This is a genomic window from Microbacterium songi (genome assembly GCF_042747925.1).
Taxonomy (GTDB): Bacteria; Actinomycetota; Actinomycetes; order Actinomycetales; family Microbacteriaceae; genus Microbacterium.
This window is the reverse complement of sequence record NZ_JBHZIE010000006.1, coordinates 200,792-226,715: the sequence shown is the minus strand read 5'-3', so window position 1 is coordinate 226,715 and position 25,924 is coordinate 200,792. Positions and strand designations below refer to the sequence as shown.

Genomic DNA, 25,924 nt, shown 5'->3' with positions numbered 1-25,924 from the left:
TGCCTGACCCGCGAGTACGTGCCGATCTGTGATCCTGGCTCGGTCGAGCAGGCTGAGGACACGGCGCCGGCCCGGGCGCAGCATCCGTTCCTCCACAGCGCTCGGGGCCCCGCGCACTTCGCCCGTGTCGTCGCCCTTCGCGACATGAACGGGCGCCGTGGACGACCCTCGATGCATGAGCGACGTCCGCGACTGGATCCGAGGTCGGGGCGGGATCGCGCATCGCCACGATGCCGTGCGCGCGGGGCACTCGCTCGCGGCTGTGCGCGCAGTCATGCGGATGGCGGGGGTCGCGGTTCTTCGTCGCGCCTGGATCGCGCTGCCCGAGGCGCCTGCTGACCTCGTCCTCGCAGCACGTGCGGGTGGCAGGGTCGGGTGCATCTCGCTGGCGCGGCGCCGGCAATGGTGGATGCCGGAGGACGTCGAGCATCGGACCCACCTGCACGTGCTGCCCGGATCGGGATCGAGCGGGCACGACAGCACCGAGCCGGTCCACCGTCACTGGACCATTCCTCTCGCTCCGATACCGACTCCTGGCCTGCTCTCCTCGGTGGAGGACGCGTTGTCGCACATCGCGCAATGTCTTCCGTACGACGCGGCACTCGCCGTGTGGGAGTCGGCGATTCGCGTGGAGAAGCTGCACGTCGACGCGATACGGACCATCCCGTGGCGCACCCTCGCGGCGCGCTCGCTCGCTGAAGACGTGCAGGGCCTCGCCGATTCCGGGTTGGAGATGCTCGTTGTGATCCCGCTGCGGAGAACGGGACTGCGCATTCGTCAGCAGGTCGTCATCGCACGCCGACCGGTCGACGTCCTCGTGGGTGAACGGCTGGTCATCCAGATCGACGGCTACGAGTTCCACTCATCGTCCGCGCAACGCGCGAAGGACATCGCGCATGACGCGGAACTCCGCCTCCGGGGCTACACGGTCCTCCGATTCAGCTACGCGCAGATCGTGCACAACTGGCCGGCTGTGGAGGCAGTCGTCCGGCGTGCGGTGGCGGCACGCCTCCACGCATCGCGCTGAGCTCAGGCGGAGGTGTGTGCCGGGCGGATGATGCGGCCGAGGCATCCGCTTCTCCGGTCCGCCCGCTCATCGTCGTCAGGGGCACGGGACCCACACGAAGTGCGCAGATCGGCGCGTACTTCGCAGATGGTCGGCGAAAGTCTGTGATGTTCACGCCCATCTGCGAACGTCGTCACGCGCTCAGCGTTGCGCGGCGGATGTGCCGACGGATGATGCGGCCGAGGCATCCGTCCCTCCGGTCGTCGACACCGCCGGGTAGGCTGGCACGGTGAGCATGGAGATCGAACTGGGGCGCGCCAAGCGTGCACGACGCGCCTACACCTTCGACGACATCGCGGTGGTGCCCTCGCGGCGCACCCGCAACCCGGAGGACGTCTCGACCGCGTGGACGATCGACGCCTACCAGTTCGCGATCCCCGTGCTCGGGGCGCCGATGGACTCGGTCGTCAGCCCGCGCACGGCCATCATGCTCGGGCAGCTGGGCGGGCTCGGCGTGCTCGACCTCGAGGGCCTGTGGACGCGCTACGACGACCCCGAGCCGCTCCTGGCCGAGATCGCCTCGCTCGATACCACCCGCGCGACCCTGCGGATGCAGGAGCTCTACTCCGAGCCGATCAAGCCCGAGCTGGTCACCGCCCGCCTCGCCGAGATCCGCGAGGCCGGCGTGGCAGTCGCAGGCTCCCTCACCCCGCAGCGCACCCAGGAGCTGTACGAGACGGTCGTCGCGGCCGGCGTCGACATCTTCGTCATCCGCGGCACCACGGTGTCGGCCGAGCACGTCTCGTCGGCACTGCAGCCGCTGAACCTCAAGAAGTTCATCTACGACCTCGATGTGCCCGTCATCGTGGGCGGCGCGGCGACGTACACGGCCGCACTGCACCTCATGCGCACCGGCGCGGCGGGCGTGCTCGTCGGCTTCGGCGGGGGAGCAGCCTCCACCACCCGCGTCACGCTGGGATTGCACGCGCCGATGGCCACGGCCGTCGCCGACGTCGCCGGTGCTCGCCGCGACTACCTCGACGAATCGGGCGGACGCTACGTGCACGTCATCGCCGACGGCGGCGTGGGAACGTCCGGCGACATCGTCAAGGCGCTCGCGATGGGAGCCGACGCGGTCATGCTCGGCGTGGCGCTGGCGCGGGCGACGGATGCGCCCGGCCTGGGCTACCACTGGGGACCGGAGTCCCACCACCCCAAGCTGCCGCGCGGTCACCGCGTGAAGGTCGACCAGGTCACCGACCTCGAGTCGGTCCTGTACGGTCCCGCCCCCGTGGCGGACGGCACCGCGAACCTGATCGGCGCGCTGAGGAAGTCGATGGCGACGACCGGATACTCCGACCTCAAGGAATTCCAGCGGGTCGAGGTCGTCGTCGCCCCGTACAGCCGGGGATGACCCCCGACCCGCAGACCGGCTCGGGCGACGCAGCCTCGACGGGTTCCGCGACCGGCAGGAAAGGACAGGCGGATGCCGCGGCATTCGCCGCTCCGGTGATCTTCCCGCCCACCCTGCGTGAAGTGATGCTGCGCCCCCGGTGGATCGCCATGCTTCTGCTGTGCCTGGTGATCGCCGGGGTGTTCGCGTGGCTGGGGCAGTGGCAGCTCGGCCGGGCCATCACCACCCCCACCACCGAGCCCGGTGCGACCGAGCAGGTGCAGCCGATCGCCGATGTCGTCGCCCCGGGCGATTACCTCGATGGGCCGCTCGTCGGACAGCGCGTCACGGCCTCAGGTACGTGGGTGTCGGACGATTTCCTCGTCGTCGCCTCGCGCTTCAACGACGACGTCGAGGGGTACTGGGTGACCGGGCAGCTTCGCATCACCCCCGGAACGATCGGAGACACGACCCAGCCCACGTCGCTCGCCGTCGCGATCGGGTGGGCGCCCTCCGAGGCCCGAGCGCTCGCCGCGGCGGAGGAGCTGCAGTCGCGCCTCGATTACGGTGAGGATGCGCAGGTCGAGGTGACCGGCCGCATCATCTCGGACGAAGGTCCCGCGACGCCCCCGCGGGGTGCCGATCCGCTCACGATGACACGGATGTCGCCGGCGGCCCTGCTCAGCCGATGGCACGACGTGCAGGATCTCGACGTCTACCGCCCGTACCTCGCCGCGGAGGTCGCCCCCGGCTCGCTCGAAAACATCGCCTCGCCGGCGCCGAACGAGGGATCGTCGGTCAACTGGCTCAACATCTTCTACGCCATCGAGTGGGCGGTGTTCGCCGGCTTCGCCTTCTACCTCTGGTACCGCCTGGCACGCGATGCCTGGGAGAAGGAAGTCGAAGACCTCGAGGACGCCGACGCGGGCGAAGCGTAGGCGTCGCGCGACGACTCGGGTCGGACGACGCCCGGAACGGCCGCGGGTAGACTCGACTCATGCCCGCATCCCCGAAACTCGCATCGTTTCCGGCGATCCGAGGTGCCCTGAAGTTCTACCAGATCGCGTCGCTGATCACCGGCACCATGCTGCTCCTGCTGGTTGCCGAGATGGTCGTCAAGTACGCCTTCGCCCACGAGCTCTTCCTCGGTGGATCGGGCGGCTTCCTGTGGTTCGCTCCCGTCATCGAGGGGCCGAACGGGACGGAGTCGACCGGCGACGGACTCAACGTGTCGATGTCGATCCTCGTCGCGCACGGATGGTTCTACGTCGTATACCTGTTCGCCTGCTTCCGCGTCTGGAGCCTGATGCGGTGGAAGCTGATGCGCTTCCTGCTGCTCGCACTCGGAGGCATCGTGCCGCTGCTGTCGTTCTTCATGGAGGTGCGCGTCGCCCGAGAGGTGAAGCACTACCTGGAAGAGCGTGAGCGCGCCGCGTCCGCTGCGCAACGCCCCCCTCTGACCGACGCGATCCCGACGGAGAACACCCGGTGACCGAACAGACCGAGACCGACCAGCGACCGGTGCTGGTCGTCGACTTCGGAGCGCAGTACGCGCAGCTCATCGCGCGGCGCGTGCGCGAGGCGGGTGTCTACAGCGAGCTCGTGCCGCACACCGCGACGGCCGCTGAGATCGCGGAGAAGAATCCCGTCGGCATCATCCTCTCCGGGGGCCCGTCGTCGGTCTACGAGCCCGGCGCCCCCTCGCTCGATCCCGGCGTCTTCGAGCTCGGTGTTCCGACCCTCGGCATCTGCTACGGCTTCCAGGTGATGGCGAAGACCCTGGGCGGCGAGGTCGCGAACACCGGGCTGCGCGAGTACGGGGCGACGGATGCCGCGCTCAGCGGCGACGGGGGAGTGCTGCTCGGCGGCCAACCCGTGCAGCAGAACGTGTGGATGAGTCACGGAGACCAGGTCTCGCAGGCTCCAGACGGCTTCACGGTGCTCGCGTCGACGACGGCGACGCCCGTCGCCGCGTTCGCGAACGACGAGCGTCGCCTGTACGGGGTGCAGTGGCATCCGGAGGTCAAGCACACCGACCACGGTCAGCGTGTGATCGAGAACTTCCTGCACAAAGCGGCGGGGCTTCCTGCGGACTGGAACAGCGGTAACGTGATCGCTGAGCAGGTCGCGAAGATCCGCGCGCAGGTCGGCGACAGCCGGGTGATCTGCGGGCTGTCGGGCGGCGTCGACTCGGCGGTCGCGGCGGCGATCGTGCACGAGGCCGTAGGCGACCAGCTGGTCTGCATCTTCGTCGACCACGGACTGCTGCGAAAGAACGAACGCGAACAGGTCGAGCAGGACTACGTCGCCTCGACGGGCGTGCGGCTGGTGACGGTGGACGCCCGGGAGCAGTTCCTGACGGCGCTCGCCGGTGTGAGCGACCCCGAGCAGAAGCGCAAGATCATCGGGCGGGAGTTCATCCGATCGTTCGAGGCGGCGGAGAAGCAGCTCGTCGCCGAGGCGGCGGCCGACGGCGAGCCCATCCGGTTCCTCGTGCAGGGCACGTTGTATCCCGACGTCGTGGAGTCGGGCGGGGGCAGCGGCACCGCCAATATCAAGTCGCACCACAACGTGGGCGGTCTGCCCGAAGACCTCCAGTTCGAGCTCGTCGAGCCGTTGCGCACCCTCTTCAAAGACGAGGTGCGAGCCATCGGACGCGAGCTGGGCCTCCCCGAGGTGATCGTCGGACGTCAGCCGTTTCCGGGGCCCGGTCTCGGCATCAGGATCGTCGGTGAGGTCACCGCTGACCGTCTCGAGATCCTGCGTGAGGCCGACGCCATCGCGCGCGACGAACTGACCCGCGCCGGCCTCGACGACTCGATCTGGCAGTGCCCCGTGGTGCTTCTGGCCGACGTCCGGTCGGTCGGTGTCCAGGGGGACGGGCGCACGTACGGGCACCCGATCGTGCTCCGCCCCGTGTCGTCCGAAGACGCGATGACCGCCGACTGGACCCGCCTGCCGTACGACGTGCTCTCGCGCATCTCCAACCGCATCACGAACGAGGTGCGCGATGTCAATCGCGTGGTGCTCGACGTGACGAGCAAGCCGCCGGGAACCATCGAGTGGGAGTGAGCTGACTGCTGCGCGCGGCGGGCGCGGGGCAGGATAGGCGTATGAGCACGTCGCACCCCCACCCGTTCCCCGAGGCGGAGTACGTCATCCTCTCGAGTCGGCTGATCCCCGACCGTGATGGCGGCTACACCTTCGCCACTCTGGCGCGCGCGCGGCAGATGGCGCGCGCCGGTGTCCATGACGGCGCGGGCCCGCTGCTGCTGACCGTCGATCCCGGCACCCCGGCCGAGCACGCGCAGCAGCGTGCGGCATTCGCCGGACGCGACCTCGTGCTCGATCCCACGCGTATGCGCAACCTCTTCGACGAGGCGATCGGCGCGTCCGGCGGTGCCGCACCCTGGCTGATCGAGGCCTCCCACGTCGGCGACGCCGATCCCGCACTCGAATACCGCGAGGTGCCGGATGCCGCGGGCAGACCTGCGATCCGACTCCCGGTCATCGTCGGGGATCCGGACTGGCACATCAGCTCGGCGCCGGTGACCGTCCACCGCGCCGACGGCTCGCTCGCCGGCATCGTGGACGGGTTCGGTGCGCTGTACCGCGCGTGGCTCGATCATGTGGTCGCGGGACTCCGCGGCGGCGACGTCGGACGACCCGTGGTCGTGCTCTGCGAATCCCGCCAGCTCGGCGAGCTGCTCGTCGGGTGGGACGACGCCGACGCGCGCCTGGTCCACACGATCCACACGACGCACCTCGAACCGCCGTTCACCCCCGACGCCACGGTGAACGCCCTGTGGTCCCGCTGGCTGCAGGTCGCCGATCGGTTCGACGCGGTCCTCTGGCCGACGGCCGCGCAGCGCGCGGACGTGCAGAACCGGTTCGGCGCGTCAGAGGTGCACGTCGTGGTTCCGCAGGCGGTGGATGCCGCGGCATCCGTCGTCGCTTCCTCCGACCGCGTCCGCGGACGCGTCGTCATGCTCAATCGCCTGGCGCGCGGCAAGCGCGTCGACCACGCCATCCGTGCCTTCGCGGGTGTCGTCGCCGCCGACCCCGATGCCACGCTCGACGTCTACGGCGACGGCGCGGAACGTGGCGCCCTGCAGAAGCTCATCGACGAGCGGGGCCTCGGGGGCAGCGTGACCCTGCGAGGCGCGACGACGGATCCGGGCGGCGTGCTCAGCGAGGCGTCCGTCTTCCTGTCGACGTCGGCCTTCGAGGGGCAGGGACTGTCGATCGGGGAAGCCCTCGCGCACGGGTGCCCGGTCATCTCCTACGACGTGCGGTACGGGCCGCGGGAAGCGCTCGCTGCCGGCGGGGGGATCCTCGTGCCGGACGGCGACGAGCGGGCACTCACGGCGGCGCTCATCGCGGTGCTGCGCGACCCGGGAGAGCGGGAGCGCCTGTCAGCCGAGGCTCTCGAGTCTGCGCGCAGGCTCGCCCCCGACGAGGTGATGGACGCCCTGGCGGCTGTCGTGCGAGAGAGCCTCTCTCGGCCGGCGCGCCGCTGACCCCTGCCTCAGTCCCGGCCGGGCCACTCCCTGCCCGCCCAGGGATCGTAGTCCGCGACCAGTGGCTCATCGGTCGGACGCTGCTCGTCGGGCACGTGCTGGAGGTTCACCCGCACCCGATACCAGAGGGAGCTCGAGCCGCGCATGCCGTCCAGCATGACGTCGGCGGGGTGCAGGAGCGCCGCGACCTCGGCGTGCCCGGACTTCCACTTCTCCAGCGCGTCGAGCGCCTCGGGTTTGGTCTTGGTGCGCGCGACCTCGATCAGGGGCATGGTGGAGACCCGGCGCCCTGAGCCGTCGTCGCCCTTCGGCGGCTTCTCGGCGGGCCCGAGCTGGTCGGCCAGCGCCAGCAGGCCGTCGAGACTTCCGACGGCACTGTCGATGCCCTCGTGCGGATCGCCGATGTCGGCGAACCGGCTGGGGACGGTGAGGACGGTGAACTCGTCAGGACGCCGTTCGCGCACCTCGTCCCACGCCAGGGGCGTCGAGACGCGGGCGTCGGGCAGGGGTCGGATGGAATACGCGGATGCCACGGTGCGGTCTTTCGCGTTCTGGTTGAAGTCCACGAACACGCTCTCGCCGCGCTCCTCCTTCCACCACCGCGCGGTGGCGAGGCCCGGTGCGCGGTTCTCGACCTCACGGGCGAGCGTCTCAGCGGCGAGACGCACCTGCCGGAAGTCCCATTCGGGGGCGATGCGCACGAGGATGTGCAGACCACGGCTGCCGCTCGTCTTCGGCCAGCCGACGAGCCCGTGGTCGTCGAGCACGTCGCGGACGACCATCGCGACGTCGACGATCTGCGACCATTCCACTCCCGGCATGGGATCGAGGTCGACCCGCAGCTCGTCGGGATGATCGAGGTCGTCGGCGCGCACGGGGTGCGGGTTGAGGTCGAGGCAGCCGAGGTTGATGACCCACGCCAGGCCCGCGGCATCCCGGATCACCGTCTCTTCGGCCGAGGTGCCGCGCGCGTAGTGCAGTGTGGCGGTGTCGATGAAGTCGGGGTGGTTCTCGGGGACGCGCTTCTGGAAGAACGCCTCGGCGCCGATGCCTTTGACGAATCGCTTCAGGACCATCGGCCGGCCGGCCGCTCCGCGGAGCGCTCCCTCGGTCACGCTCAGGTAGTACTGCACGAGGTCGAGCTTGGTCAGCCCCGGCTCGGGGAAGACGACCTTGTCGGGGCTCGAGACGCGCACCTCCTGCCCCTCCACATCGAGGAACACTTCTTTGCGGGCCGCCATGCGTACACCGTATCCCGGGGCGGGGACGTCGGGCCGGGCGGGCGGCGACATGCAGAACGGCCGCCCGGAGAACCGGACGGCCGTTCTGGTGTGGCGGAGGTCAGTTGCTGCCGCGGGCGATGGCCAGGATGCGGAGGATCTCGACATAGAGCCAGATGACCGTGACCATGATGCCGAAGGCTCCGAGCCACGCGTACTGGCGCGGTGCGCCGTTGCGCACGCCCTGCTGGATCTGATCGAAGTCGAGCACCAGCGAGTACGCGGCCATGATGATCACGAAGACGCCGATGAGGACACCCCACGGGATGCCGAACAGGAAGCTGGGCTGGCTCGACAGACCGAAGGCGCCACCGGCGATCGGGACGTTGAAGATCATGAGGCCGATGTTCACGAGCGAGAAGACGAGGTAGCCCACCATGGCCACGAGGAAGATCTTGGTGGCCTTCTTCGACGCGCGGATCTTGCCGCTCGCGAAGAGCGCGAGCGTGACGCCGACGACCACGAGGGTGCCGAGCGTTGCCTGGAAGACGATGCCGCCGTACAGGGCCTCGAAGAACGCCGAGATCCCTCCGATGAACAGACCCTGGAACGCGGCGTACGCGAAGATCAGCGCGGGGCGGATCTTCTTGCGCGACGTGAAGATGACGACCATCGAGAGCACGAAGCCGACGAGGGCGCCGATGATCCACGGCGTGGGGTTGATGGCCTCGGTGATGTTGAGGCCGCCGAAGGTCCAGATCCATCCGACGACGGCGCCGACGAGCAGGATCGCGAACAGGCCCAAGGTCTTGAAGACGGTGTCTTCGACCGTCATGCGGTTGGTCTCGACCGCGCCGGCGGGAGGAGCGGCGAAGGCGCCCTCGAGCTGCGCGTGGGCCGCGGCATCCGTCGCCTGCGCCTGCGCGGCGGACGTCGCGGTGCGGGTGCCGCCGGGGAAGCGCTGACCGGCCTGCGGCTCTTGGAACGCCGGGTTGTTGAATGCGGGGTTGTTGAGGGCCATTGCTCTCACACTCCAAAGTCGGGATTTCTCAGCCTCGTGCTGTACCCCTACGATAGCCGACCGCCGTGCGCGCAGTGGAGATGGTCCTGTGAGTGGGCCATGAGGTCGCCGCGCGACGCTGAGCGTCGCCTACGGCCGCCGATATCCTGGCCACGTGCCCCGTCGATCCCCCCTCGTGATCGGCCACCGCGGCGCCCCGGGATATCGCCCCGAACACTCCCGCGCGTCCTACGAACTGGCGCTCGCGATGGGTGTCGACGCGGTCGAGCCCGACGTCGTCGTGAGCAGGGACGGCGTGCTGGTCGTCCGTCACGAGAACGAGATCTCCGGGACGACGGATGTCGCCACCCGTGCCGAGTTCGCCGGTCGGCGCACGACGAAGTCCGTCGACGGCACGAGCCTGTCGGGGTGGTTCGCGGAGGATTTCACCTGGGAGGAGCTCTCGACCCTGAGATGCCGGGAGCGCCTCCCCGCACTGCGGCCCGGCAGCGCGGATTTCGACGACACCCAGCCCATCCTGCGCCTGCGCGATGTGCTCGACCTCGTGCGGGACGCATCTCCGGGGGCCGCCCGCGCGAGGGGCGTCGTGCTCGAGATCAAGCACGCCACCTATTTCGCGTCGCTGGGCTGGAACGTCGCCGACCTGGTGGCGGCTGAACTGGGCGCCGCGGGCTGGGCGGACGGCACACCGCCGCTCACGATCGAGTCGTTCGAGCCGACGGTGCTCGCCGAGCTCAAGGGACGCGGCATCCCTGGTACGTACGTGTATCTGCTGGAGGCGACCGGTCGTCCGTTCGATCTGGTCATGCGACTCGGCGCCGACGCTCCGACATACGCCGCCACCGCGGAGCCGCGCGGCCTCGATCTCCTCGTCGGGGCGGTGGACGGGATCAGTGTCGACAAGCGCATGATCCTGGCGCCGGATCGGAGGGGACGGGTGACGGGCCCCTCACCCGTCGTCGCGGACGCGCACGAGCGTGGTCTGAGCGTGTTCACCTGGACCTGTCGGCCGGAGAATCGCTTCCTGCTCGGACCCTTCCGGACGCGAGGCGGTCCGGGGGCGTTCGGGGACTACGAGGGCGAGTGGGCGGTGATCCGGGATGCGGGGGTCGACGGTGTCTTCGTCGATCACGCCGATCTCGGGGTCGATTTCTTCCGCGGATGAGGCGCGACGACGCCGGTGAAGAACGCAGCCACGCCCGTGACCCCTCGCGCCCGACGAGATCACGACCTGACGCGAGGGGGCCGGCTCAGCGGATGTGAGCGATTTCCCCAGGTGCCGACACGGTGATAGCCCCAGATCGGTGTGCCGAACACGAAAACCATAACTCCGATATGCCGTTCTTGTCCACCAAATGGGGGACAAGAACGTAAGATTGAAAACGACGCCCCGTCGTGGTCGTCCGGCCCCCGACGCGTTTGTTCTCCCCCGCGCACATCGTCGTCGGGGGCCGTCTTCTTCCTCCGGCCTCGTCGCTCAGGTGACCGCCGACTTCTCACGCCGCACCGGCCGCTTCGACGGGATGTCCCGCGAGAAGAGCAGAGACAGCAGAGTGATGAGGATCAGCCCGAAGAAGGCGACCCGCAGCGAGGAGAGCTGGGAGTCGCGGTAGATGGTGGCGAGACTGCTCGCCTCCTGTTCGCTCAGCCCCGCCTGCTCGGCGATGCCGGCGACATCGGAGGCGGGGACGATCGCGACTCCGCGTTCGGTCGCGGCCGCCACGAGCGTCTGCGCCGAGTCGGGCAGCGTGCTGTTCGCGACGCCGGAGGCGAACGACGTCGACAGTGCACCAATCAGGATCGAGCCGATCAGCGCCGTACCGAGCGATGACCCGAGGTTCTGGAAGACGCCCTGCAGGCCGCCGACCTCGCTGGTCTCCTTCTCGGTGACGGCCGACATGTTCACGTTTCCCAGCTGCGAGGCGAGCAGGCCCAGGGCGCTGCCGGCCAGGAACATCCCCGCGCCGAACAGGATGCTGCGCAGATCCTCGGTCGCCGTCCCCAGGAGCAACACGGCGCTGACGACGAGGATGAGCTGCCCGAGCCGCACGATCCGCCGCGGCGACCAGATCTGCGACAGGCGGGTGCCGACGATCGAGAACAGGATCAGTGAGATCGACAGCGGGAAGATCCGGATGCCGGTCTGGAGGGCATCGAGCCCGAGCGTCATCTGCAGGTACACGGGCACCATGAAGAAGAGGCCGGCGGTGACGGCGTACTGCGCGCCCAGCACGGAGAGCCCGCTGCGCAGCTGCGCGATCGAGAACATCTCGACGTGCACCAGCGGGGATCGTCCTGCCCGCACCAGCGATTGCTGCCGACGGACGAAGAACAAGAGTAAGGCGGCTCCCAGCACGACGAACCAGGCGGTGAGCGAGATGCCGAGCGGGGCGACCTCCGTGCCGCCGACCACGGGCGAATGCAGCGGAAGGATCCAGCCCCACGTCTTGCTCTGCAGCATTCCGAAAACGACCAGCACGAGTCCGACCGCCGAGAGCAGCACGCTGAGGACGTCGATGCGGGTCGGCTGCGGTGCGGTCGCATCGGTGATGACCCGCGCGCACAAGATGACCGCGATCATGATGACAACCTCCGCCACGAAGACGTACCGCCACGAGAAGTACGTGGTGACGAAGCCGCCGATGAGCGGCCCGGCGGCGACCGCCGCGCCCGACACCGCGCCGATGATCGCGTACGCCGTGATGCGATCCCGACCCGTGTAGTTGTCGGCGACGAGGGCGGCGATCGCCGGGATCACCAGCACCGCGCCGAGCCCCTCGATGACCGACCACCCGACGAACAGGAAGGCGAAGCTGGGGCTGAAGGCCGTCACGAGCGAACCGACCGCGTAGACGCACGATCCGATGACGAACGCGCGCCGCCGGCCCCACACGTCGCCCAGCTTCGCGCCCAGCAGCATGACGGCGGCCATGGTGAGCGTGTAGAACGTGATCGCCGCCTGCATGGCTGCGACGGTCGTGTCCAGATCGATGACGACCGTGGAGATCGACACGTTCATCACGGTGCCGTCCAGCACCATGACGAACTGCGCGAGCCCGAGGACGATGACGACGGCCCATTTCTTCATCCCGCTACCTGCTTTCTCTTGGGTGCGGAGAGGATGCGCGCGATGGCGATCACCAGGAAGAGCTGACCGGTGATGGCCTCGACGACCGCGACGGTCTGCACGCCGGGGGAGACCGGCACGAGATTGCCGTATCCGACCGTGGTGAGCGTCGTGAAGGAGAAGAACAACTGGCTCGTCAGGGAGTCCACCGTGCCGTCGCCGAACACCGGCGACGGCGCGAGCAGCGCGAGCAGGTTGTAGACGAAGGTGAAGGCCATGCCGATCATCACGTACGCGGCGATGGCCGCCAGCAGGGCCTCGACGTCGGCGCGGCGGCGACGGAACTGCTGGACGAGAATCGCGACGGGAGCGATCAGGAACGCCGCTGCCGATGCCGCGGACAGCACGACATCGAGCACCAGGCCCTGTGAGCCGAGGGCGGCCACGCCGATGGTCGCCGCGCCCGCGACGGCCAGGGTCAGCCATCCTGCTCGCTGCGCCGCGGGCGGCACGTCCGCCACGCGCAGCGTCACGGCTACGGTGACCAGCTGCACGAGGAACGCGGCGGCGCTCGGGTCGGCGCTCGTCTGTACGGCGCACAGCGCGTACGAGACCACGACCAGTGCGAAGACGACGCAGTATCCGCGCACGCCCCGGAGGAGCTGCGAGGGTCGGGGCGGTCGCTGCACGACGTCCTCCGCCCTGTCGAGCCCGACCACGGGATGCGGTCGTTTTCGATGAGCATAGAGCGCAGCATCCGCTCGGCGCACGGTCCGCTCGACGTGCGCACGAGCGAGACCTGACAGAATCCCCTCATGCCGAGCTGGCTCCTGTTCACGATCATCGTCCTGGTCTTCTCCCTCGTCGCGGCGTGGATCGTGCGGCGCCTGCTCGATGACGAGGTCGGCTGGATCCGCGCGTCGCTGACGGCGCTGGTGGTCTTCGCGCTCGCCTCGCCGGCCGCCGTGTGGTCGCTCACCGAGGCGGACGTGTACCGTGACGGCCGCTTCGTCGTGTCGGGGCCGGTGGCACTCGGCGTCGTCGCGCTCACCGTCGGGTGGATGCTCGCCGCGGTGTTCATCGTGGTGCTCACGCTCGAGTTCCTGTGGCCGTCGCGCCGCTGGCGCAACCCGATCACCGTCGTCCGCGAGGCGCTTCGCCGGCGGGACCGCGCACGGCGCTACGCGCAGATCGTCGCGATCGGCTCGCGACACGGGCTGACGTTCTACGAGAGCCGTCGGAGGGGGAACGAGGGTGAGCTCCCGGCGGCGCTGGTGTCCGCCATGAACGAGGCAGGGGTCACCTTCGTGAAGCTCGGTCAGGTTCTCTCCTCGCGCGAAGACGTGCTGCCGCCTCCGCTGATCGCGGCGCTCTCGACCCTGCAGATGGATTCCACGCCGATCCCGTGGTCCGAGGCCGAGGCGGCGATCGTGCATCAGCTCGGCAGGCCGATCGGAGAGGTGTTCGCCGAGATCGATCCGACGCCGCTGGCCGCGGCATCCGTCGCCCAGGTCCATGCCGCACGACTGATCAGCGGCGAAGAGGTCGTGGTGAAGATCCAGCGCCCTCGGGCGCGCGCGCAGGTGACGACCGATCTCGACATCCTCGACCGCCTCGCGAGGGACGTCGAACGTCGGATGGAGTGGGCGCGCGACTACGGTGCGCACGCCCTCGTCGAGGAGTTCTCGCGGGGCCTGCGGGAGGAGCTGGACTACCGCATCGAGGTCGGCAACAGCAAGATGCTCAGTGCGACCGTCGCGGCCTCCGGATCGTCACGACTGCGTATCCCGCGGGTGTTCGGCGAGTACTCCACGCCTCAGATGATCGTGCAGGAACGCGTGGTGGGCACGCCCCTCAGCAATGTGCGGCCGGGGGCGTTGACGCCGGAGGAGGCGACGGACGTCGCGAATGCGCTGCTCGATGCCATCGTCGAGCAGGTCGTGGTGCGGGGCATCTTCCACGCCGATCTGCACCCGGGCAACGTCATCCTCGACGCCGGGGCCGACGGGGACGGAGCGGGTGGCGCGACCCGCGGCACCGTGACGCTGATCGACTTCGGCGCGGTCGGTGTCCTCGAGGCCAGCATGCGGCGACTGCTGCTCCCCCTCCTCATCGGCATGGCCAACGAGGACGACATCGCGGTGACCGACATCGTCCTGCTCATCTGCGGTCCGCCGTCGGAGGACTTCGACGCGGTGACGCTGCAGCGCGACCTCGGGGTGATCCTCACGCGGCTGCACAACTCGGCGACGGAGGAGAACATCTTCCGGCTGCTGCTGGACGTGCTGCGCAGGAACCGGCTGGCGCTGCCGCCCTCGCTGCTGCTGGTGTTCCGCACGCTCGCCTCGCTCGAGGGGACCCTGCGCAAGCTCGTGCCCGACTACGACATGGTCTCGCGCGCCCTCGAGATCGCACCGGGGATCGCGCGGTCGCTCATCTCGCCGCGGGGCGTCGTGCTGACGGCGCAGACGTGGTCGTCGCTCCTCACCGAGCAGATGCTGCGGCTGCCCCGTCGGGTGGAGAACGTCACGCGGGCCCTCGACGAAGGCACCCTGTCGGTGCGTCTGCGCAGTCTCGAGAGCCCCGAGGAGCGCGGGTGGATCGATGGGCTGCTCGGTCGGGTGACGACCACGGCGATCGGCATCAGCCTCGTCATCATCGGGGTGGTACTCAGTGTCGACGGCGGCGGACCGCTCGTGACGGACGACGTCGGGGCGTTCTCCCTGCTCGGCAGCCTGGTCGGATTGGGTGGTCTGCTGCTGGTCCTGCGGAGCCTCCGCACGGCGCTCAAGCGCCGCTGACCTCACGCGCGACGGGTGCCGCCGTAACTCGCCGCGAGGCGCCGGAGACCCTCGCCGATCGACACCTCGGGTGTCCAGGCCAGCGCCCGTCGTGTCTCGGTCTGATCGAACCAGTGGGCGGTCGACAGCTGCTCGGCCAGGAAGCGGGTCATCGGCGGCTCGTCGGCGCCGGGCCGGAGCGCCCAGGCCCGCTCGATGAGCGAGCCTGCAGCCCGGCCGAGCCCGGCGGGCACACTCCATCGCGGCGGCCGTACCCCTGCCGCGAGGCAGATGCCCGCGAGAAGGTCGCCGACCGGGCGCGGCTCACCGTTCGTCAGGACGAACGCGCGGCCGTGGGCGTCGTGCGCTCGGTGCAGAGCGGCGACGATACCGGAGGCGGCATTGTCGACGTAGGTGCTGTCGATCAGCGCGGTGCCTCCGTTCAAGAGGGGCAGTCGGCCCCGCCGTGCACGATCGACGATGCGGTCGACGAGCTGCGTGTCGCCCGGGCCCCACACCAGGTGGGGACGGACGGCGACCACGTGCATCGCCGTCGAATCCCGCGCGAGGCTGAGGAGCTCGGCCTCGGCCTTCGTGCGCGCGTAGTCGCCCCGCGCGCGAACCGGGTCTGCCGGGTCGGCGCCGGCGCCGGCGATCGCAGAACCCGTGTGAGCGACGGAGGGTGAGGAAACCTGCACGAAGCGGGTGACGCCTGCGCGCTCGGCGGCATCCAGCAGAGACCGCGTCCCGTCCACGTTCACGGCGGTGAACTCGCGGGGAGCGCCCGCGAGCGAGACCTTGGCAGCCAGGTGGACGACGCCCTCGGCGCCGTCCACGGCGCGGGCGACGAGGTCGTCGTCGGTAAGGGAGCCGAGCACATCGGTCGCGCCCGTGACACGGGATGGCCGGCGCTGCATCGTGCGCACCTCGTGTCCGGCGCCCACGAGCTCTGCGGCGACGGCGCGCCCGAGGAACCCGGATGCCCCGGTCACGAGCACGATCACGGCGCCGTCGGCTTCCGGCCGGCGAGGATCCCCTCGGCCCACCTCGCGAGGCGCGAGCGGTCGATCTTCGAGTTGTGCCGGATGTCGGTGGGCAGCCGGGGGACGACCAGCACCGCCGCGAGCGGCAACGGCGTGCTCGCGCGGATCTCCGCCGCAAGCTCCGGGCCGGCGAGTGCCGCCCGAGCGGACGGCGGCACGGTTTCGACGATGGCGACGACCTGCTGAAGCCCTCGTGGCCCGATGCCGACGATCGCCGCGCGGCGGACCGCCGGGACGGTCTCGATGTCCTGCTCGGCGCCGACCGGGGCGACCGGCCCGGTCGCGGTCACGATGACATGCGGCAGGCGTCCCTCCACCCACAGGCGGCCTCGGTCGTCGAGGTGACCGACGTCGCCCGTGCGATGCCACCGTTCATCGGGTGACCGAGTCCGCGGTGTGTCGCGCTCGGCGGCGCGGTCGGTGGCCCACAGACGGTCGTACCCGGTCTTCAGGTGTCGAGCCGAGACGACGATCTCTCCGAGCACGCCGGGACCGGCGTGGGGGGAGCCGGTCGCGCGTCCATCGTGGTCCAGCGCACTGACGAGGACTCGGTTCGATCCGATGGGAGTACCCACGCACACACCGTCGTCGGGCTCGGTGGCGGCGGATCGGATGCCGTCGAGGGTGATGTCCGTCAGCAGGAGGCACTCGGTCATGCCGTACGGCGTGTGGGCTGTCGCGTTCGGCATGAGCTCGCCCGAGGATTCGAGAAGCGAACGGCCGATCGGCGCCCCCGTCGACAGGAACGTCTGGACGCCACCCAGGGCTTCCCGGTCCCCGGCCGTCAGCTCCCCGGCGGTCGCGACGACGTTCAGGATCGCCGCGGGGGAGAGGAACACGATCCGCGCGTCGGAAGCGCGGACCGCCGCGGCGACGGCGGCAGCGGTGAGTGTGCGCGGAGAGGAGACATCCATGTCGGGGGTGACCGAACGGGTGCCGAGCGCCGGCCCCAGGAGCGCGAAGGGGGCGAAGCCCGTCACGAGGCCCGTGTCGGCGGCGATGTCGAAGTGCGCCGCGAGCACGTCCCGCAGTGCAGACAGCTGCGCATGGGTGTACACCACGCCCTTCGCCGGACCGGTCGACCCCGACGTGAAGAGGATGGCCGCCGTGTCTCGCGGTCCGGGTGCGGGCAGGATCTCGTCGGGATCGCCCAGCGCGGCGACCTCACCGAGGCTGTGCGACACTCCCAGGGCCGCGCGGACGGGCGCGGACAACCCCTCGGCGGCGATCCGGACGCCCGGCCAGCCGAGCGCGCGCGCGGCGGCAAGACCACGCGTCTCGCCGATGAGGAAGTCGGGCCGGGCTCCGCGCACGGCGCGGGTGAGACCACGGACCCCGAGACCGGCGTCGGCCACCACGACGACCGCACCGATCCGCAGGCAGGCGTAGACCACGGCGGTCAGGGTGGGGCCGGGAGGGACGAGGAGTGAGACGCGGTCACCCGGGCGCACTCCGATGCGCGTGAGACCCGAGGCGATGCGTCGCACCCGGTCGTCGAGCCGGCGCCAGCTCACACGCCGCGGCGCCCGACCGGCTCCGGTCGCCATGTCGATCACGGCGGCGTCGTCGTCCTCGCGTCGATCGTCGAGTCGCCGCCACAGAGGGGTGAAGGATGCCTCTTCCTGCCCTTCACCTGCTTCTTCGCCGTGACCGTCTTCGGGCGAGGAGACGTCGGCGTGCGTCAGGCGGTCGGCGTTGTCGTCCAGCCAGGTGAGCACCGTCTCCTGGTACGGGCGGTCTTCGGCCAGGAGGTGACCCGCGCCTTCGAATCGGTGGACGTCGGCATGCGGCATCCGCCCGATCAGGTCGTCGAGGTAGCGGTCGACGAAGATCGGGTCGCGCGGTCCCCAGAGGAACAGTGCCGGCACCGTCAGTGCGGCGACGCCGGCCGAGATGCGTTCGAGCTCGGCGAAGCTCTCGTGACCGGGCCCGACCGGGATGTCCGCGACGAATCCGCCTATGCCGTGGCGGCGTCGCGCCGTCCGGTAGGGAGCGCGGTACGCGTCCTTCACCGCGGGTGCGAGCGCGGGTGAGGCCAGCGCCAGGGTGGTGTCGAGGAAGGCCGTGCTCCGGACGGTCGACGCCGACAGCATCCCGCGGGCGCCGGCCAGACGCAGGGGCGCCGGAATGGGGACGCCGTCGGGGTGGTGGACGGCGGTGTTCAGCAGAAGGACGCCGGCCAGCAGGTCGGGATGGTCGACGGCCCAGCCGAGGGAGACGACGCCGCCCCAGTCGTGGCCGAGCGTGACGACCGGCCCCTCGATGCCGAGTTCGTCGGTGAAGGCGGCCAGGTCGCGCACACGCTGGGCGAGCGTGCGGTGGGCGCCCCCGGTGCCCGAGACGCGCTCGGAGAAGCCCATGTCGAGCTGGTCGACGGCGATCACGCGCCACGCGGGGGCGCCGGCCTGCGCGGTGTCGACCGATCCGGCGACCAGCCTCCGCCAGAGGTAGGACCAGGTGGGGTTGCCGTGGACCGCGAGGATCGTGCCGGTGACCGGGATGCCGCGTTCCGCGAGTGCATCGCGGTTATCCAGGTAGTGCCACTCGTGGCTCGCACCACGATCGCCGCCCACGGGGACGCGCAGGGTGCGGCTGAACCGGGGATCGAGCTCGGGGAGGTCTTTCGGCGGAAGTGAGGCTTTCGCCATCACGACGTTGCTCGCGCCGCCGGATGCCGGGTCACCACGCGAGCTCCATCATCGCCGTGTTCAGACCCGACCCCACGCCCATGAGCAGCACGCGGTCTCCGCGACGCAGTGTCGCCTGCTCCTCCACGAGCGTGATCGGAATGGAGGCCGGTCCGACGTTGCCGAACTTCGGGAACGTCGTGGGCACGCGGCTGCGGTCGAGCTTCGCCGCCTTCACGATGGCGTTGGTGTGCACCGAAGAGACCTGGTGGGTGATGTAGCGGTCCATCGACGACCAGTTCCACTCGGTGGACGCTTCCTTCCACGCCGATACGACGAGGTCGAGCCCGCCCTTCAGCAGGGCCTTGGCGTCGGTGAACATGCCGTCGACGCTGCCGACGCACAGTTCGTGGAACTGGGTGGCGGCACGAGTGACCCCGCCCAGGATGCGATGACCGTCGGGGTGCTCGTCGGTGCGGCCGAGCACGGCCGCGGCCGAGCCGGAGCCGAGCGTGAGGGAGGCGAACTCGCTCATGAAGCCGTCGCGGTCGACGTCCTCATGGAGGAGCCGCTCGATCGTGTTGACCTGGATGTCATCGGCGTCTTCGCCGTTGACGACCACGGCGTAGCGGATCTGTCCCGAATCGATCATGCTCGCCGCGAGACTCATGCCGCTCACGAACCCGAGGCACGCGTTCGCCACATCGAAGTTGATGGCTGAACTCGGCAGTCCGAGTCCGTGGTGCAGGCGCACGGCGACGGAGGGCTCGAGGTGCTTGCGGGTGACGGAGGTGTTGATCAGCAGCCCAACCTCCGAGGGGTCGACGCCCGCTTCGGCGAGAGCTCGCCGGCCCGCCGAGACGGTGGCCTCATCGGACGACTCGCCCGCGGCCCAGTTGCGGCGTTCGAGCACGCCGGCCACCCGCTCGAGCAGCGCGCCGGGGAGTTTGAGACGGGCCAGAGCAGCCGAGAGGCGCTGCTCGATGTCGATGGACGTCGTCACCCTGCTGGGTAAAGTGCTCGCAACCGACAACAGGGAGACGTTGCCATAACGAGTGGTCGCATTTCCGGCCACGAAACCTCCGTCGAACGAGCCACGGGGCTCGCGATATCAAGGGATCCACCTTACGCCTTCGTCCTGTGGTCGCCGATGCGAGGCCGCACTGTGATATCGCACGCGCCGTTTCCTGGCCTCAGCACACTGATGGTTCGGACGCAACCCCCCGGTGAGGCCGACTCATCCGGCTTAGCGTCGCCGACATGGATGCTTCAGAGATTCGCTGGAATGATGCCGCGCGCGAAAAGATCCTCCAGGACTCCGACCGGGTTCTGCGAGAGGCCGTTCTCGACATCGCGCAGAACGGCGGCGAGCTGTCGTCCGACGAGGCCTTCGCCGAGATCAACAGCCGTATGAAAGGCCGCTTCATCGATTACGAGCCCGGCCCGGACGTCCGCAAGTACGCCGACGCCATCGTCGCGGGCGAGTTCTCCGACTGAGTCGGCGCGAACAGATCAGACGCGACGGCGGGAGTCGAACCCGCCACGCTGCCGGGTATGAGCCGGAGCCCGGGACCGCCCGGATCGCCGCGATGACTCGACGCTACCTCCGGCGACCGACAGCCACGCCCGTGTGACGGAGCGTTGCAGAACATGACGCCGTGTGCCGCGGCATCCGGACGGTGTGGTGGTCGGGGAGGAGCCGACGCCTCGGTCACGATTGAGCGGCGATGGTTCACAATCGCAACAAAGGCGACACATAGGGGGCGTAACGTCTGCTCATGGCAACCGATGCGGCACAAGACGCCCCCCAGCGCAGCGAGCTGAAACGCTCGATCACGGGAAAGCAGCTCTACTTCTACGTCGTCGGCGACGTCCTGGGGTCGGGCATCTACGTGCTCGTCGGCCTCGTCGCCGCGGCGGTGGGTGGTGCCTTCTGGATGGCGTTCCTCGTCGGCGTCGCGATCGCCACGGTCACCGGCCTCGCGTACGCGGAGCTCGTCACCAAGTACCCGCAGGCCGCCGGCGCCTCCCTGTACATCAACAAGGCGTTCCGCAGCCCCATCCTCACGTTCTTCATCACCATCTGCATGCTGTCGGCCAACATGGCCGCGGTCGGCTCGCTCGCCTCCGGCTTCGTGCGCTATTTCAGCGGACTCGTGGGAATTCCCGAAGACGCGGTGTGGGCCAGCGCGGGAATCGCCGTCGCGTTCGTCGCGCTCATCACGGTCATCAACCTCATCGGCATCACCGAGTCGGTGGTCGCGAACGTCGTGATGACCTTCATCGAGCTCAGCGGCCTCGTCATCGTCGTGATCATCGGGGTCATCGCCCTCGTCGAGGGCGTGAACGACCCGTCGGTCCTCCTGCAGTTCAGCGTCTCGGGCGGGGGCGGGTCCGAGATCCTCGCGATCCTCGCGGGAGTCTCCCTGGCCTTCTTCGCCATGACCGGCTTCGAGAACGCCGCGAACGTCGCCGAGGAGACGATCGATCCCTCCAAGGCATTCCCGCGCGCCCTCATTGGCGGCATGATGACGGCCGGAGTCGTCTACGTGCTCGTCTCGATGGCCGCTGCGCTCGCGGTGCCGATCGAGACCCTGGCGGGCAACACCCTGCTGGAGGTGATCCGCGCCGACCTCTTCTTCATCCCCGCGTCGATCATGCTGGTCGTCTTCGGCATCATCGCCATGATCGCGATCAGCAACACCGCGCTGGTCACGGTGGTCGCGCAGTCGCGGATCCTCTACGGGATGGCGCGTGCCGACGTCGTGCCGGCGGTGTTCGCCAAAGTGCACCCGGTGCGTCGCAGCCCCTATGTCGCGCTCATCTTCGGCGGACTGGTCGTGGCCGCGCTGCTGCTGATCGGCGCGGCGATCAAGTCGAGTCAGTCGGGGCTGCCGGCAGATGAACAGCTCGATGTCGTCGATCGTCTCGCCACCATCACCGTGGTGTTCCTCCTCTTCATCTACGCGCTCGTGATCGTCGCGTGCCTCAAACTGCGGGGCAAGGACGAGGGGCCCGAGACCTACCGGGCGAACACGCCGCTGCTGTTCTTCGGCATCGTCGGCAACCTGGCCGTCCTCGCCTACACGCTGATCGACGACCCCGAGTCGCTTCTGTGGGTCGCGGGGCTGCTGGCCCTGGGTCTCGTGCTGTACCTGCTCGAGAAGTTCTTCGGCAAGAAACGCCTCCGGCCCGACGGCGCCCAGCCCGGCGACCCCGATGTCATCGCGAGCAAGGAGCTCTGAACCATGCACGTCATCGTCGCCACCGACGGATCGCTCTCATCGCTCGTCGCCGCACGCCAGTTCAAGTGGATCGCCGACTCCCGCGAGATCACGGACGTCACCGTCATCGCGGTCGTGAGCCCGTACGCCGCCGCCCCCTTCGCGAATGAGATCGGACCGGCCCGCTCGTCGAAGATCTCCGACGTCAGCTACTCCGCGGATGCCGAGGTCGCCGTCGACACCGTGGCCGCGGAGTTCGACGGCTGGGGTCCGAAGATCCACAAGCAGGTGCGCAGCGGGTCGCCGGCGCAGGAGATCATCCGCGCTGCGGAAGACCTCGACGCCGACCTCATCTCGATGGCGGCGGGAAGCCGCGGGCTGACGCGCACGATCCTCCTCGGCAGCACAGCCTCCCGCGTGCAGCACTCGGCGCCGTGCCCGGTGCTCGTCTGCCGCCCCACGCCGCACAGCGAGCGCGCGCTGGCCTGACGTGGGCGCGGCGCGCCCGCGGCCCTAGGATCTGTCCATGGCATCGGCGGCGCGACGAGGGATCGTCGCCGCCGTCACGTTCCTGGTGCTCGTCGTTCTGGGCGCCGGCGTGTCTTTCGTCATCGGCGACGCGCTGGGCATCCGGTCCGAACCTGCCCCGCAGATGTCGTCGGCGGCGGTGCCGCCCTCGGCTGCGGCATCCGCGGTCTCCCCTCCGCGGCTCACGGTGGACGCGCCGGAGGGCGTGCGGACACGTCTCGCGATCGAAGAGCTGACGCATGCCACGGCGTCGGCGGGCTCGACGACCGGCGTCGCCACGCTCACAGTGACCGCCGGCGGAGGAAGTGACGCAGACGACGGATATACGCTCACGGGCACGTCCGACGCGCTGCGCATCGAGGCGGCGAGCGAGACGGGTGCCGTCCGCGGCATCTACGACATCGCCGCACAGATCCGCGCCGGCCGGCCCATCTTCGAGCATCTGGGGGAGTCGGTCACCTCGAAGCTCCCGCTCCGGATGGTCGATCTCGGCGCCGTCGGTGTCGCCGCCGATCCGGCCGAATGGGAGTCGGGCACGAACTACTCGCACGCGTCCGGCGCCTTCGAGGACGCGTACCTCCCCGCCGCGCCGTACATCGACGAGAGGGCACTCGAGGCGGACTACGCGGAGTGGGACGATTTCCTCCGGCACAGCGTCGCGCTCGGATACAACGCCGTCGCCTGGCCGGGCTTCATCGAATACGTGACGTTCGCCGGTGCTCCCGGGGGCGGCGTGTACGCCGAGGGCGATGAGCACATCGCTCGCGCCGAGGCGCTCGTGAAGGCGTTCTCCCCGTTCTGGGATCGAGCGCGCGAACTGGGCGTCAAGGTGTACCTGCGCACCGACATGCTGGCACTCACTCCGCAGCTCTCCGACTACTTCGACGCGCGGTTCGGTTCGGCCGACACCTCGAACCCCGAGCTCTGGAGCGTCTACACCTCGGCACTGGAGCAGCTGTACGAGCAGCAGCCCGGTCTCTCCGGCGTGCTGATCCGCGTCGGCGAGGGCGGCAGCATCTACCAGGAACCCGGGTGGGACTACTACTCCGCGCTCGCCGTCCGCAGCGTCTCCGCCGTGCAGACCATGCTCGACGCGTTCCTCGCCGGGGCCGAGGCATCCGATCGCGAAGTGATCTTCCGCACGTGGAGCGTCGGCATCGGGGACGTCGGCGACATGCACACCGACCCGGTCTCGTACGACGCGGTGTTCGAGACGGTGTCGTCGCCGCGGCTCATCGTCTCGACGAAGTACACGCTGGGGGATTTCTACAGCTGGCTGCCCCTGAACAACACGTTGGAGATCGGCGATCAGCGGCGCATCATCGAGTTCCAGGCGCGGCGCGAATTCGAGGGCTTCGGGGCTTTCCCGAACGACCTCGGACCCGAGCTGCAGGGGGCGCTGCAGAGCCTGCTCACGGAAAACCCCCGCATCGAGGGCGTGTGGACCTGGACCCAGGACGGCGGACCGTGGCGAGCCGGGCCGATGTCGCTCTACCTCAAGACCGGGTTCTGGCAGCTCTCCGAGCACAACACCCTGACCGCGGCGGCGCTCGCCCGGGATCCCGCCGCCGACCTGGACGAGATCACACAAGGATGGGCGCGAAGATACTTCTCGGAAGACCCTGCCACGGTGGACGCGATCGTCCGGGCGATGGCGTCGTCGCGCGACGCGATCCGGCAGGGCCTGTACCTGCAGCCCTTCGCCGAGAACCGCGTGTTCGCCGTCGGCCTGGAACCGCCGCCGCAGATGTGGCTGTTCGAATGGGACATCCTGACCGGGGATTCAGCGACCCTCGACACGATGTACACCATCGTCGGCGACCGCACCGACGAGGCCATCGAGCTCGGCGAGCAGGCCGTCGCGACGGCCGAGGGCATGCGCGACGGTGTTCAGGCGACGGATGCCGCGACCTGGCGGGACCCCGGGATCAGGGCTGCGTTCACCGGTGCGCTGGAGTACGAGGTCGACACCCTCCGGCTGCTCTCGACCTACCGCACGATGTTCCTGCGCCAGGCCCAATGGCACGACGACGGATCTGCGGAGTCGTACGCGCTATGGCAGGGGGCTCGCGTAGAGTACGTCGCCCAGGCCGCGGCACACCTGGCCTCGTACGAGGGTGATGTCGCCCACCCGGCGTGGAACCTCACCGCCGCGACGCTGGGCGTCGATCGCGCAGACCGCGACCTGGCGATGTCGTGGTCGGCCCGCATCCTGCTGGTCTTCGCGCTCGCCTGGGTGGTCATCGGGATGCTCTCCGCGCGTACGAGACTGGTCGGACGACCCGGTGCGGGAGCGGCCCGAGCCACCTGGCTCGCGTCGACACGTCCGTGGCGGGCTCGGGAATCGACGCTGGGCATGCGTCCCCTCGATCGCGGGCTCGCCATCATCATCCCCGGTGCACTGCTGGTCGCGACCCGCGGCGTGCAGACCTCGTTCCTCGCACCCGCACATCTGCTCCTCACGCTCGGCGCGTGGCTGGTCTTCGTCGTGACGATGCTCCTGCTGCTGCGGGGGCGATCGGCGTGGCCGGTCATCACGGCGGTCGCCGGAGTGACGATGCTGCGGTGCATCCTGACCCTGCTCGCCCTGTCGTTCACCGGGCCGGGGGGCTACTGGTTCGGGTTCTGGACCGACCCGGCCCGTCGCACCGCGTACGTATCGCTCGCCGTCGCCGCGTTCCTCTGGACGTTCGTCGCCGCGGGCTGGGCGTACTCGTCTCAGGTGGGCGCGCGTCGCGCGACCGGCTCGGTGCTCGCCGCCGTCGGCGCGGGGCTGGCCGTTCCCGCGGCGATCGTGGCCGTGATCGGGCTGGAGCAGGCATTGACGGTCTGGAACGACCAGATGGGGCTGCTCCCGTGGGGACTCGCGCGGATCCTGGGTATCACGACGTACCTCGAGATCCCCGCGTCGAGCGCCGGGTGGGCCGCAGCCCTCGGGGGGTTCATCTGCGCGGTGGGCCTGGCGATGGCGCTGACCGGCCGGGCCGATTCGTCTGGCGTCGTCGGTCGGCGCAGCGATCGAGGCGAAGAGCCTCGGCTCAGGGGACGGTGACCCCGCCGCGGGTTCCCGACACGATCTCTTTGCCCAGCGGCATGAGCGAGATCGGCACGAGCTTGAAGCTGGCGATGCCCAAGGGGATGCCGATGATCGTGATGCACATCGCCACACCCGTCAGGATGTGGCCGATCGCCAGCCAGATCCCCGCGAGGACGACCCAGATCACGTTGCCGAGGAAGGATCCGACGCCGGCCGTCGACTTCGACACGATCGTCTGGCCGAACGGCCAGAGGGCGTAGCGCCCGATGCGGAACGATGCGATCGCCCACGGGATCGTGATGATCGGGATGCACAGGATGACGCCGGCGAGCATGTAGGCGAGGAACATCCAGAAGCCCGACAGGACCAGCCAGATGACGTTCAGGACGGTGCGCATACGCCCATCCTGGAGCATCGCTCCTGCGAGAACGCCCCTCACCCCCACCGCAGCGCTGTCG

20 protein-coding genes and 1 tRNA gene are annotated in these 25,924 nt (G+C 69.5%); 12 read left to right on the top strand and 9 right to left on the bottom strand.

What is annotated here, in order from left to right; genetic code table 11:
* Nucleotides 1–175 precede the first annotated feature (175 nt).
* The 6 genes from ACFM35_RS09545 (at nt 176) to ACFM35_RS09520 (ending at nt 6,919) form a co-directional block, all read left to right on the top strand.
* Nucleotides 176–1,027 (top strand): endonuclease domain-containing protein, encoded by an 852-nt coding sequence (locus ACFM35_RS09545; protein ID WP_378841364.1) that lies wholly within the window; start codon nt 176–178, stop codon nt 1,025–1,027.
* A 274-nt stretch (nt 1,028–1,301) separates the two neighbouring features.
* Entirely contained in the window at nt 1,302–2,420 is a 1,119-nt protein-coding gene (locus ACFM35_RS09540; protein WP_378841483.1) for a GuaB3 family IMP dehydrogenase-related protein, read from the top strand.
* A 125-nt stretch (nt 2,421–2,545) separates the two neighbouring features.
* A complete protein-coding gene (locus tag ACFM35_RS09535) occupies nt 2,546–3,337 on the top strand; it encodes an SURF1 family protein (RefSeq protein WP_378841481.1) in 792 nt (263 codons plus the stop codon).
* A 59-nt stretch (nt 3,338–3,396) separates the two neighbouring features.
* Nucleotides 3,397–3,891, top strand: a complete 495-nt coding sequence (locus ACFM35_RS09530) for a DUF3817 domain-containing protein (protein ID WP_378841362.1) — start codon at nt 3,397–3,399, stop codon at nt 3,889–3,891.
* Nucleotides 3,888–5,471, top strand: coding sequence for a glutamine-hydrolyzing GMP synthase (gene guaA, locus ACFM35_RS09525; protein ID WP_378841360.1), 1,584 nt, complete (start codon nt 3,888–3,890; stop codon nt 5,469–5,471). Before ACFM35_RS09530 ends, guaA begins: the two co-directional genes overlap by 4 nt.
* A 41-nt stretch (nt 5,472–5,512) precedes the next feature.
* The gene (locus tag ACFM35_RS09520; RefSeq protein WP_378841358.1) at nt 5,513–6,919 is read left to right on the top strand and encodes a glycosyltransferase; all 1,407 of its coding nucleotides are present in this window, start codon (nt 5,513–5,515) and stop codon (nt 6,917–6,919) included.
* Between the two features lie 8 nt (nt 6,920–6,927).
* Here the strand turns inward: ACFM35_RS09520 and ligD are convergent, their stop codons facing one another.
* Nucleotides 6,928–8,160: a non-homologous end-joining DNA ligase gene (gene ligD / locus ACFM35_RS09515; RefSeq protein ID WP_378841356.1), complete on the bottom strand. Its 1,233-nt coding sequence runs from the start codon at nt 8,158–8,160 to the stop codon at nt 6,928–6,930.
* 100 nt (nt 8,161–8,260) lie between these two features.
* On the bottom strand, nt 8,261–9,160 hold the full coding sequence (locus tag ACFM35_RS09510; protein WP_378841354.1) for a Bax inhibitor-1/YccA family protein: 900 nt from the start codon (nt 9,158–9,160) through the stop codon (nt 8,261–8,263).
* Between the two features lie 154 nt (nt 9,161–9,314).
* On the opposite strand from ACFM35_RS09510, the gene ACFM35_RS09505 reads away from it, so the two are divergent.
* Entirely contained in the window at nt 9,315–10,325 is a 1,011-nt protein-coding gene (locus ACFM35_RS09505; RefSeq protein ID WP_378841353.1) for a glycerophosphodiester phosphodiesterase family protein, read from the top strand.
* 312 nt (nt 10,326–10,637) lie between these two features.
* On the opposite strand, the gene ACFM35_RS09500 is transcribed toward ACFM35_RS09505, so the two are convergent.
* Nucleotides 10,638–12,248 carry an MFS transporter gene (locus ACFM35_RS09500; protein ID WP_378841351.1) on the bottom strand — a complete coding sequence of 537 codons (1,611 nt, stop codon included), beginning with the start codon at nt 12,246–12,248 and terminating at the stop codon, nt 10,638–10,640.
* On the bottom strand, nt 12,245–12,916 hold the full coding sequence (locus ACFM35_RS09495; protein WP_378841349.1) for a potassium channel family protein: 672 nt from the start codon (nt 12,914–12,916) through the stop codon (nt 12,245–12,247). Before ACFM35_RS09495 ends, ACFM35_RS09500 begins: the two co-directional genes overlap by 4 nt.
* Before the next feature lie 126 nt (nt 12,917–13,042).
* Between ACFM35_RS09495 and ACFM35_RS09490 the strand changes: the two genes are divergently transcribed.
* Nucleotides 13,043–15,028 carry an ABC1 kinase family protein gene (locus ACFM35_RS09490; protein WP_378841347.1) on the top strand — a complete coding sequence of 662 codons (1,986 nt, stop codon included), beginning with the start codon at nt 13,043–13,045 and terminating at the stop codon, nt 15,026–15,028.
* 2 nt (nt 15,029–15,030) lie between these two features.
* Here ACFM35_RS09490 and ACFM35_RS09485 read toward each other — a convergent pair whose 3' ends face one another.
* The 3 genes from ACFM35_RS09485 to ACFM35_RS09475 are packed head-to-tail and all read right to left on the bottom strand — an operon-like array spanning nt 15,031 to nt 19,752.
* Complete coding sequence (locus tag ACFM35_RS09485; RefSeq protein WP_378841345.1) at nt 15,031–16,011, bottom strand: NAD-dependent epimerase/dehydratase family protein; 981 nt, start codon at nt 16,009–16,011, stop codon at nt 15,031–15,033.
* Nucleotides 16,008–18,698, bottom strand: a complete 2,691-nt coding sequence (locus ACFM35_RS09480; RefSeq protein ID WP_378841343.1) for an alpha/beta fold hydrolase — start codon at nt 18,696–18,698, stop codon at nt 16,008–16,010. Before ACFM35_RS09480 ends, ACFM35_RS09485 begins: the two co-directional genes overlap by 4 nt.
* A gap of 31 nt (nt 18,699–18,729) precedes the next feature.
* Nucleotides 18,730–19,752, bottom strand: coding sequence for a 3-oxoacyl-ACP synthase III (locus ACFM35_RS09475; protein ID WP_378841341.1), 1,023 nt, complete (start codon nt 19,750–19,752; stop codon nt 18,730–18,732).
* A gap of 185 nt (nt 19,753–19,937) precedes the next feature.
* Between ACFM35_RS09475 and ACFM35_RS09470 the strand changes: the two genes are divergently transcribed.
* A complete protein-coding gene (locus tag ACFM35_RS09470) occupies nt 19,938–20,174 on the top strand; it encodes a hypothetical protein (protein WP_378841339.1) in 237 nt (78 codons plus the stop codon).
* A gap of 19 nt (nt 20,175–20,193) precedes the next feature.
* Here the strand turns inward: ACFM35_RS09470 and ACFM35_RS09465 are convergent.
* Nucleotides 20,194–20,266: transfer RNA gene (locus ACFM35_RS09465), tRNA-Met, on the bottom strand.
* 189 nt (nt 20,267–20,455) lie between these two features.
* Between ACFM35_RS09465 and ACFM35_RS09460 the strand changes: the two genes are divergently transcribed.
* From ACFM35_RS09460 to ACFM35_RS09450, 3 genes are read left to right on the top strand one after another with little or no spacing between them, the layout of a single operon-like run.
* Nucleotides 20,456–21,922 carry an APC family permease gene (locus tag ACFM35_RS09460; RefSeq protein ID WP_378841337.1) on the top strand — a complete coding sequence of 489 codons (1,467 nt, stop codon included), beginning with the start codon at nt 20,456–20,458 and terminating at the stop codon, nt 21,920–21,922.
* A gap of 3 nt (nt 21,923–21,925) precedes the next feature.
* On the top strand, nt 21,926–22,390 hold the full coding sequence (locus ACFM35_RS09455) for a universal stress protein (protein WP_378841335.1): 465 nt from the start codon (nt 21,926–21,928) through the stop codon (nt 22,388–22,390).
* A 37-nt stretch (nt 22,391–22,427) separates the two neighbouring features.
* Nucleotides 22,428–25,481: a DUF2339 domain-containing protein gene (locus ACFM35_RS09450; protein ID WP_378841333.1), complete on the top strand. Its 3,054-nt coding sequence runs from the start codon at nt 22,428–22,430 to the stop codon at nt 25,479–25,481.
* On the opposite strand, the gene ACFM35_RS09445 is transcribed toward ACFM35_RS09450, so the two are convergent.
* Nucleotides 25,468–25,863, bottom strand: a complete 396-nt coding sequence (locus ACFM35_RS09445; RefSeq protein ID WP_378841331.1) for a YccF domain-containing protein — start codon at nt 25,861–25,863, stop codon at nt 25,468–25,470. The genes ACFM35_RS09450 and ACFM35_RS09445 overlap by 14 nt on opposite strands.
* Nucleotides 25,864–25,924: the final 61 nt, after the last annotated feature.

Coding starts and splice junctions, on each gene's coding strand:
- ACFM35_RS09545 (WP_378841364.1), top strand. CDS start 176: ATGAGCGACGTCCGCGACTGGATCCGAGGTCGGGGCGGGATCGCGCAT.
- ACFM35_RS09540 (WP_378841483.1), top strand. CDS start 1,302: ATGGAGATCGAACTGGGGCGCGCCAAGCGTGCACGACGCGCCTACACC.
- ACFM35_RS09535 (WP_378841481.1), top strand. CDS start 2,546: ATGCTGCGCCCCCGGTGGATCGCCATGCTTCTGCTGTGCCTGGTGATC.
- ACFM35_RS09530 (WP_378841362.1), top strand. CDS start 3,397: ATGCCCGCATCCCCGAAACTCGCATCGTTTCCGGCGATCCGAGGTGCC.
- ACFM35_RS09520 (WP_378841358.1), top strand. CDS start 5,513: ATGAGCACGTCGCACCCCCACCCGTTCCCCGAGGCGGAGTACGTCATC.
- ligD (WP_378841356.1), bottom strand. CDS start 8,160: ATGGCGGCCCGCAAAGAAGTGTTCCTCGATGTGGAGGGGCAGGAGGTG.
- ACFM35_RS09510 (WP_378841354.1), bottom strand. CDS start 9,160: ATGGCCCTCAACAACCCCGCATTCAACAACCCGGCGTTCCAAGAGCCG.
- ACFM35_RS09500 (WP_378841351.1), bottom strand. CDS start 12,248: ATGAAGAAATGGGCCGTCGTCATCGTCCTCGGGCTCGCGCAGTTCGTC.
- ACFM35_RS09490 (WP_378841347.1), top strand. CDS start 13,043: ATGCCGAGCTGGCTCCTGTTCACGATCATCGTCCTGGTCTTCTCCCTC.
- ACFM35_RS09480 (WP_378841343.1), bottom strand. CDS start 18,698: ATGGCGAAAGCCTCACTTCCGCCGAAAGACCTCCCCGAGCTCGATCCC.
- ACFM35_RS09470 (WP_378841339.1), top strand. CDS start 19,938: ATGGATGCTTCAGAGATTCGCTGGAATGATGCCGCGCGCGAAAAGATC.
- ACFM35_RS09460 (WP_378841337.1), top strand. CDS start 20,456: ATGGCAACCGATGCGGCACAAGACGCCCCCCAGCGCAGCGAGCTGAAA.
- ACFM35_RS09455 (WP_378841335.1), top strand. CDS start 21,926: ATGCACGTCATCGTCGCCACCGACGGATCGCTCTCATCGCTCGTCGCC.
- ACFM35_RS09450 (WP_378841333.1), top strand. CDS start 22,428: ATGGCATCGGCGGCGCGACGAGGGATCGTCGCCGCCGTCACGTTCCTG.
- ACFM35_RS09445 (WP_378841331.1), bottom strand. CDS start 25,863: ATGCGCACCGTCCTGAACGTCATCTGGCTGGTCCTGTCGGGCTTCTGG.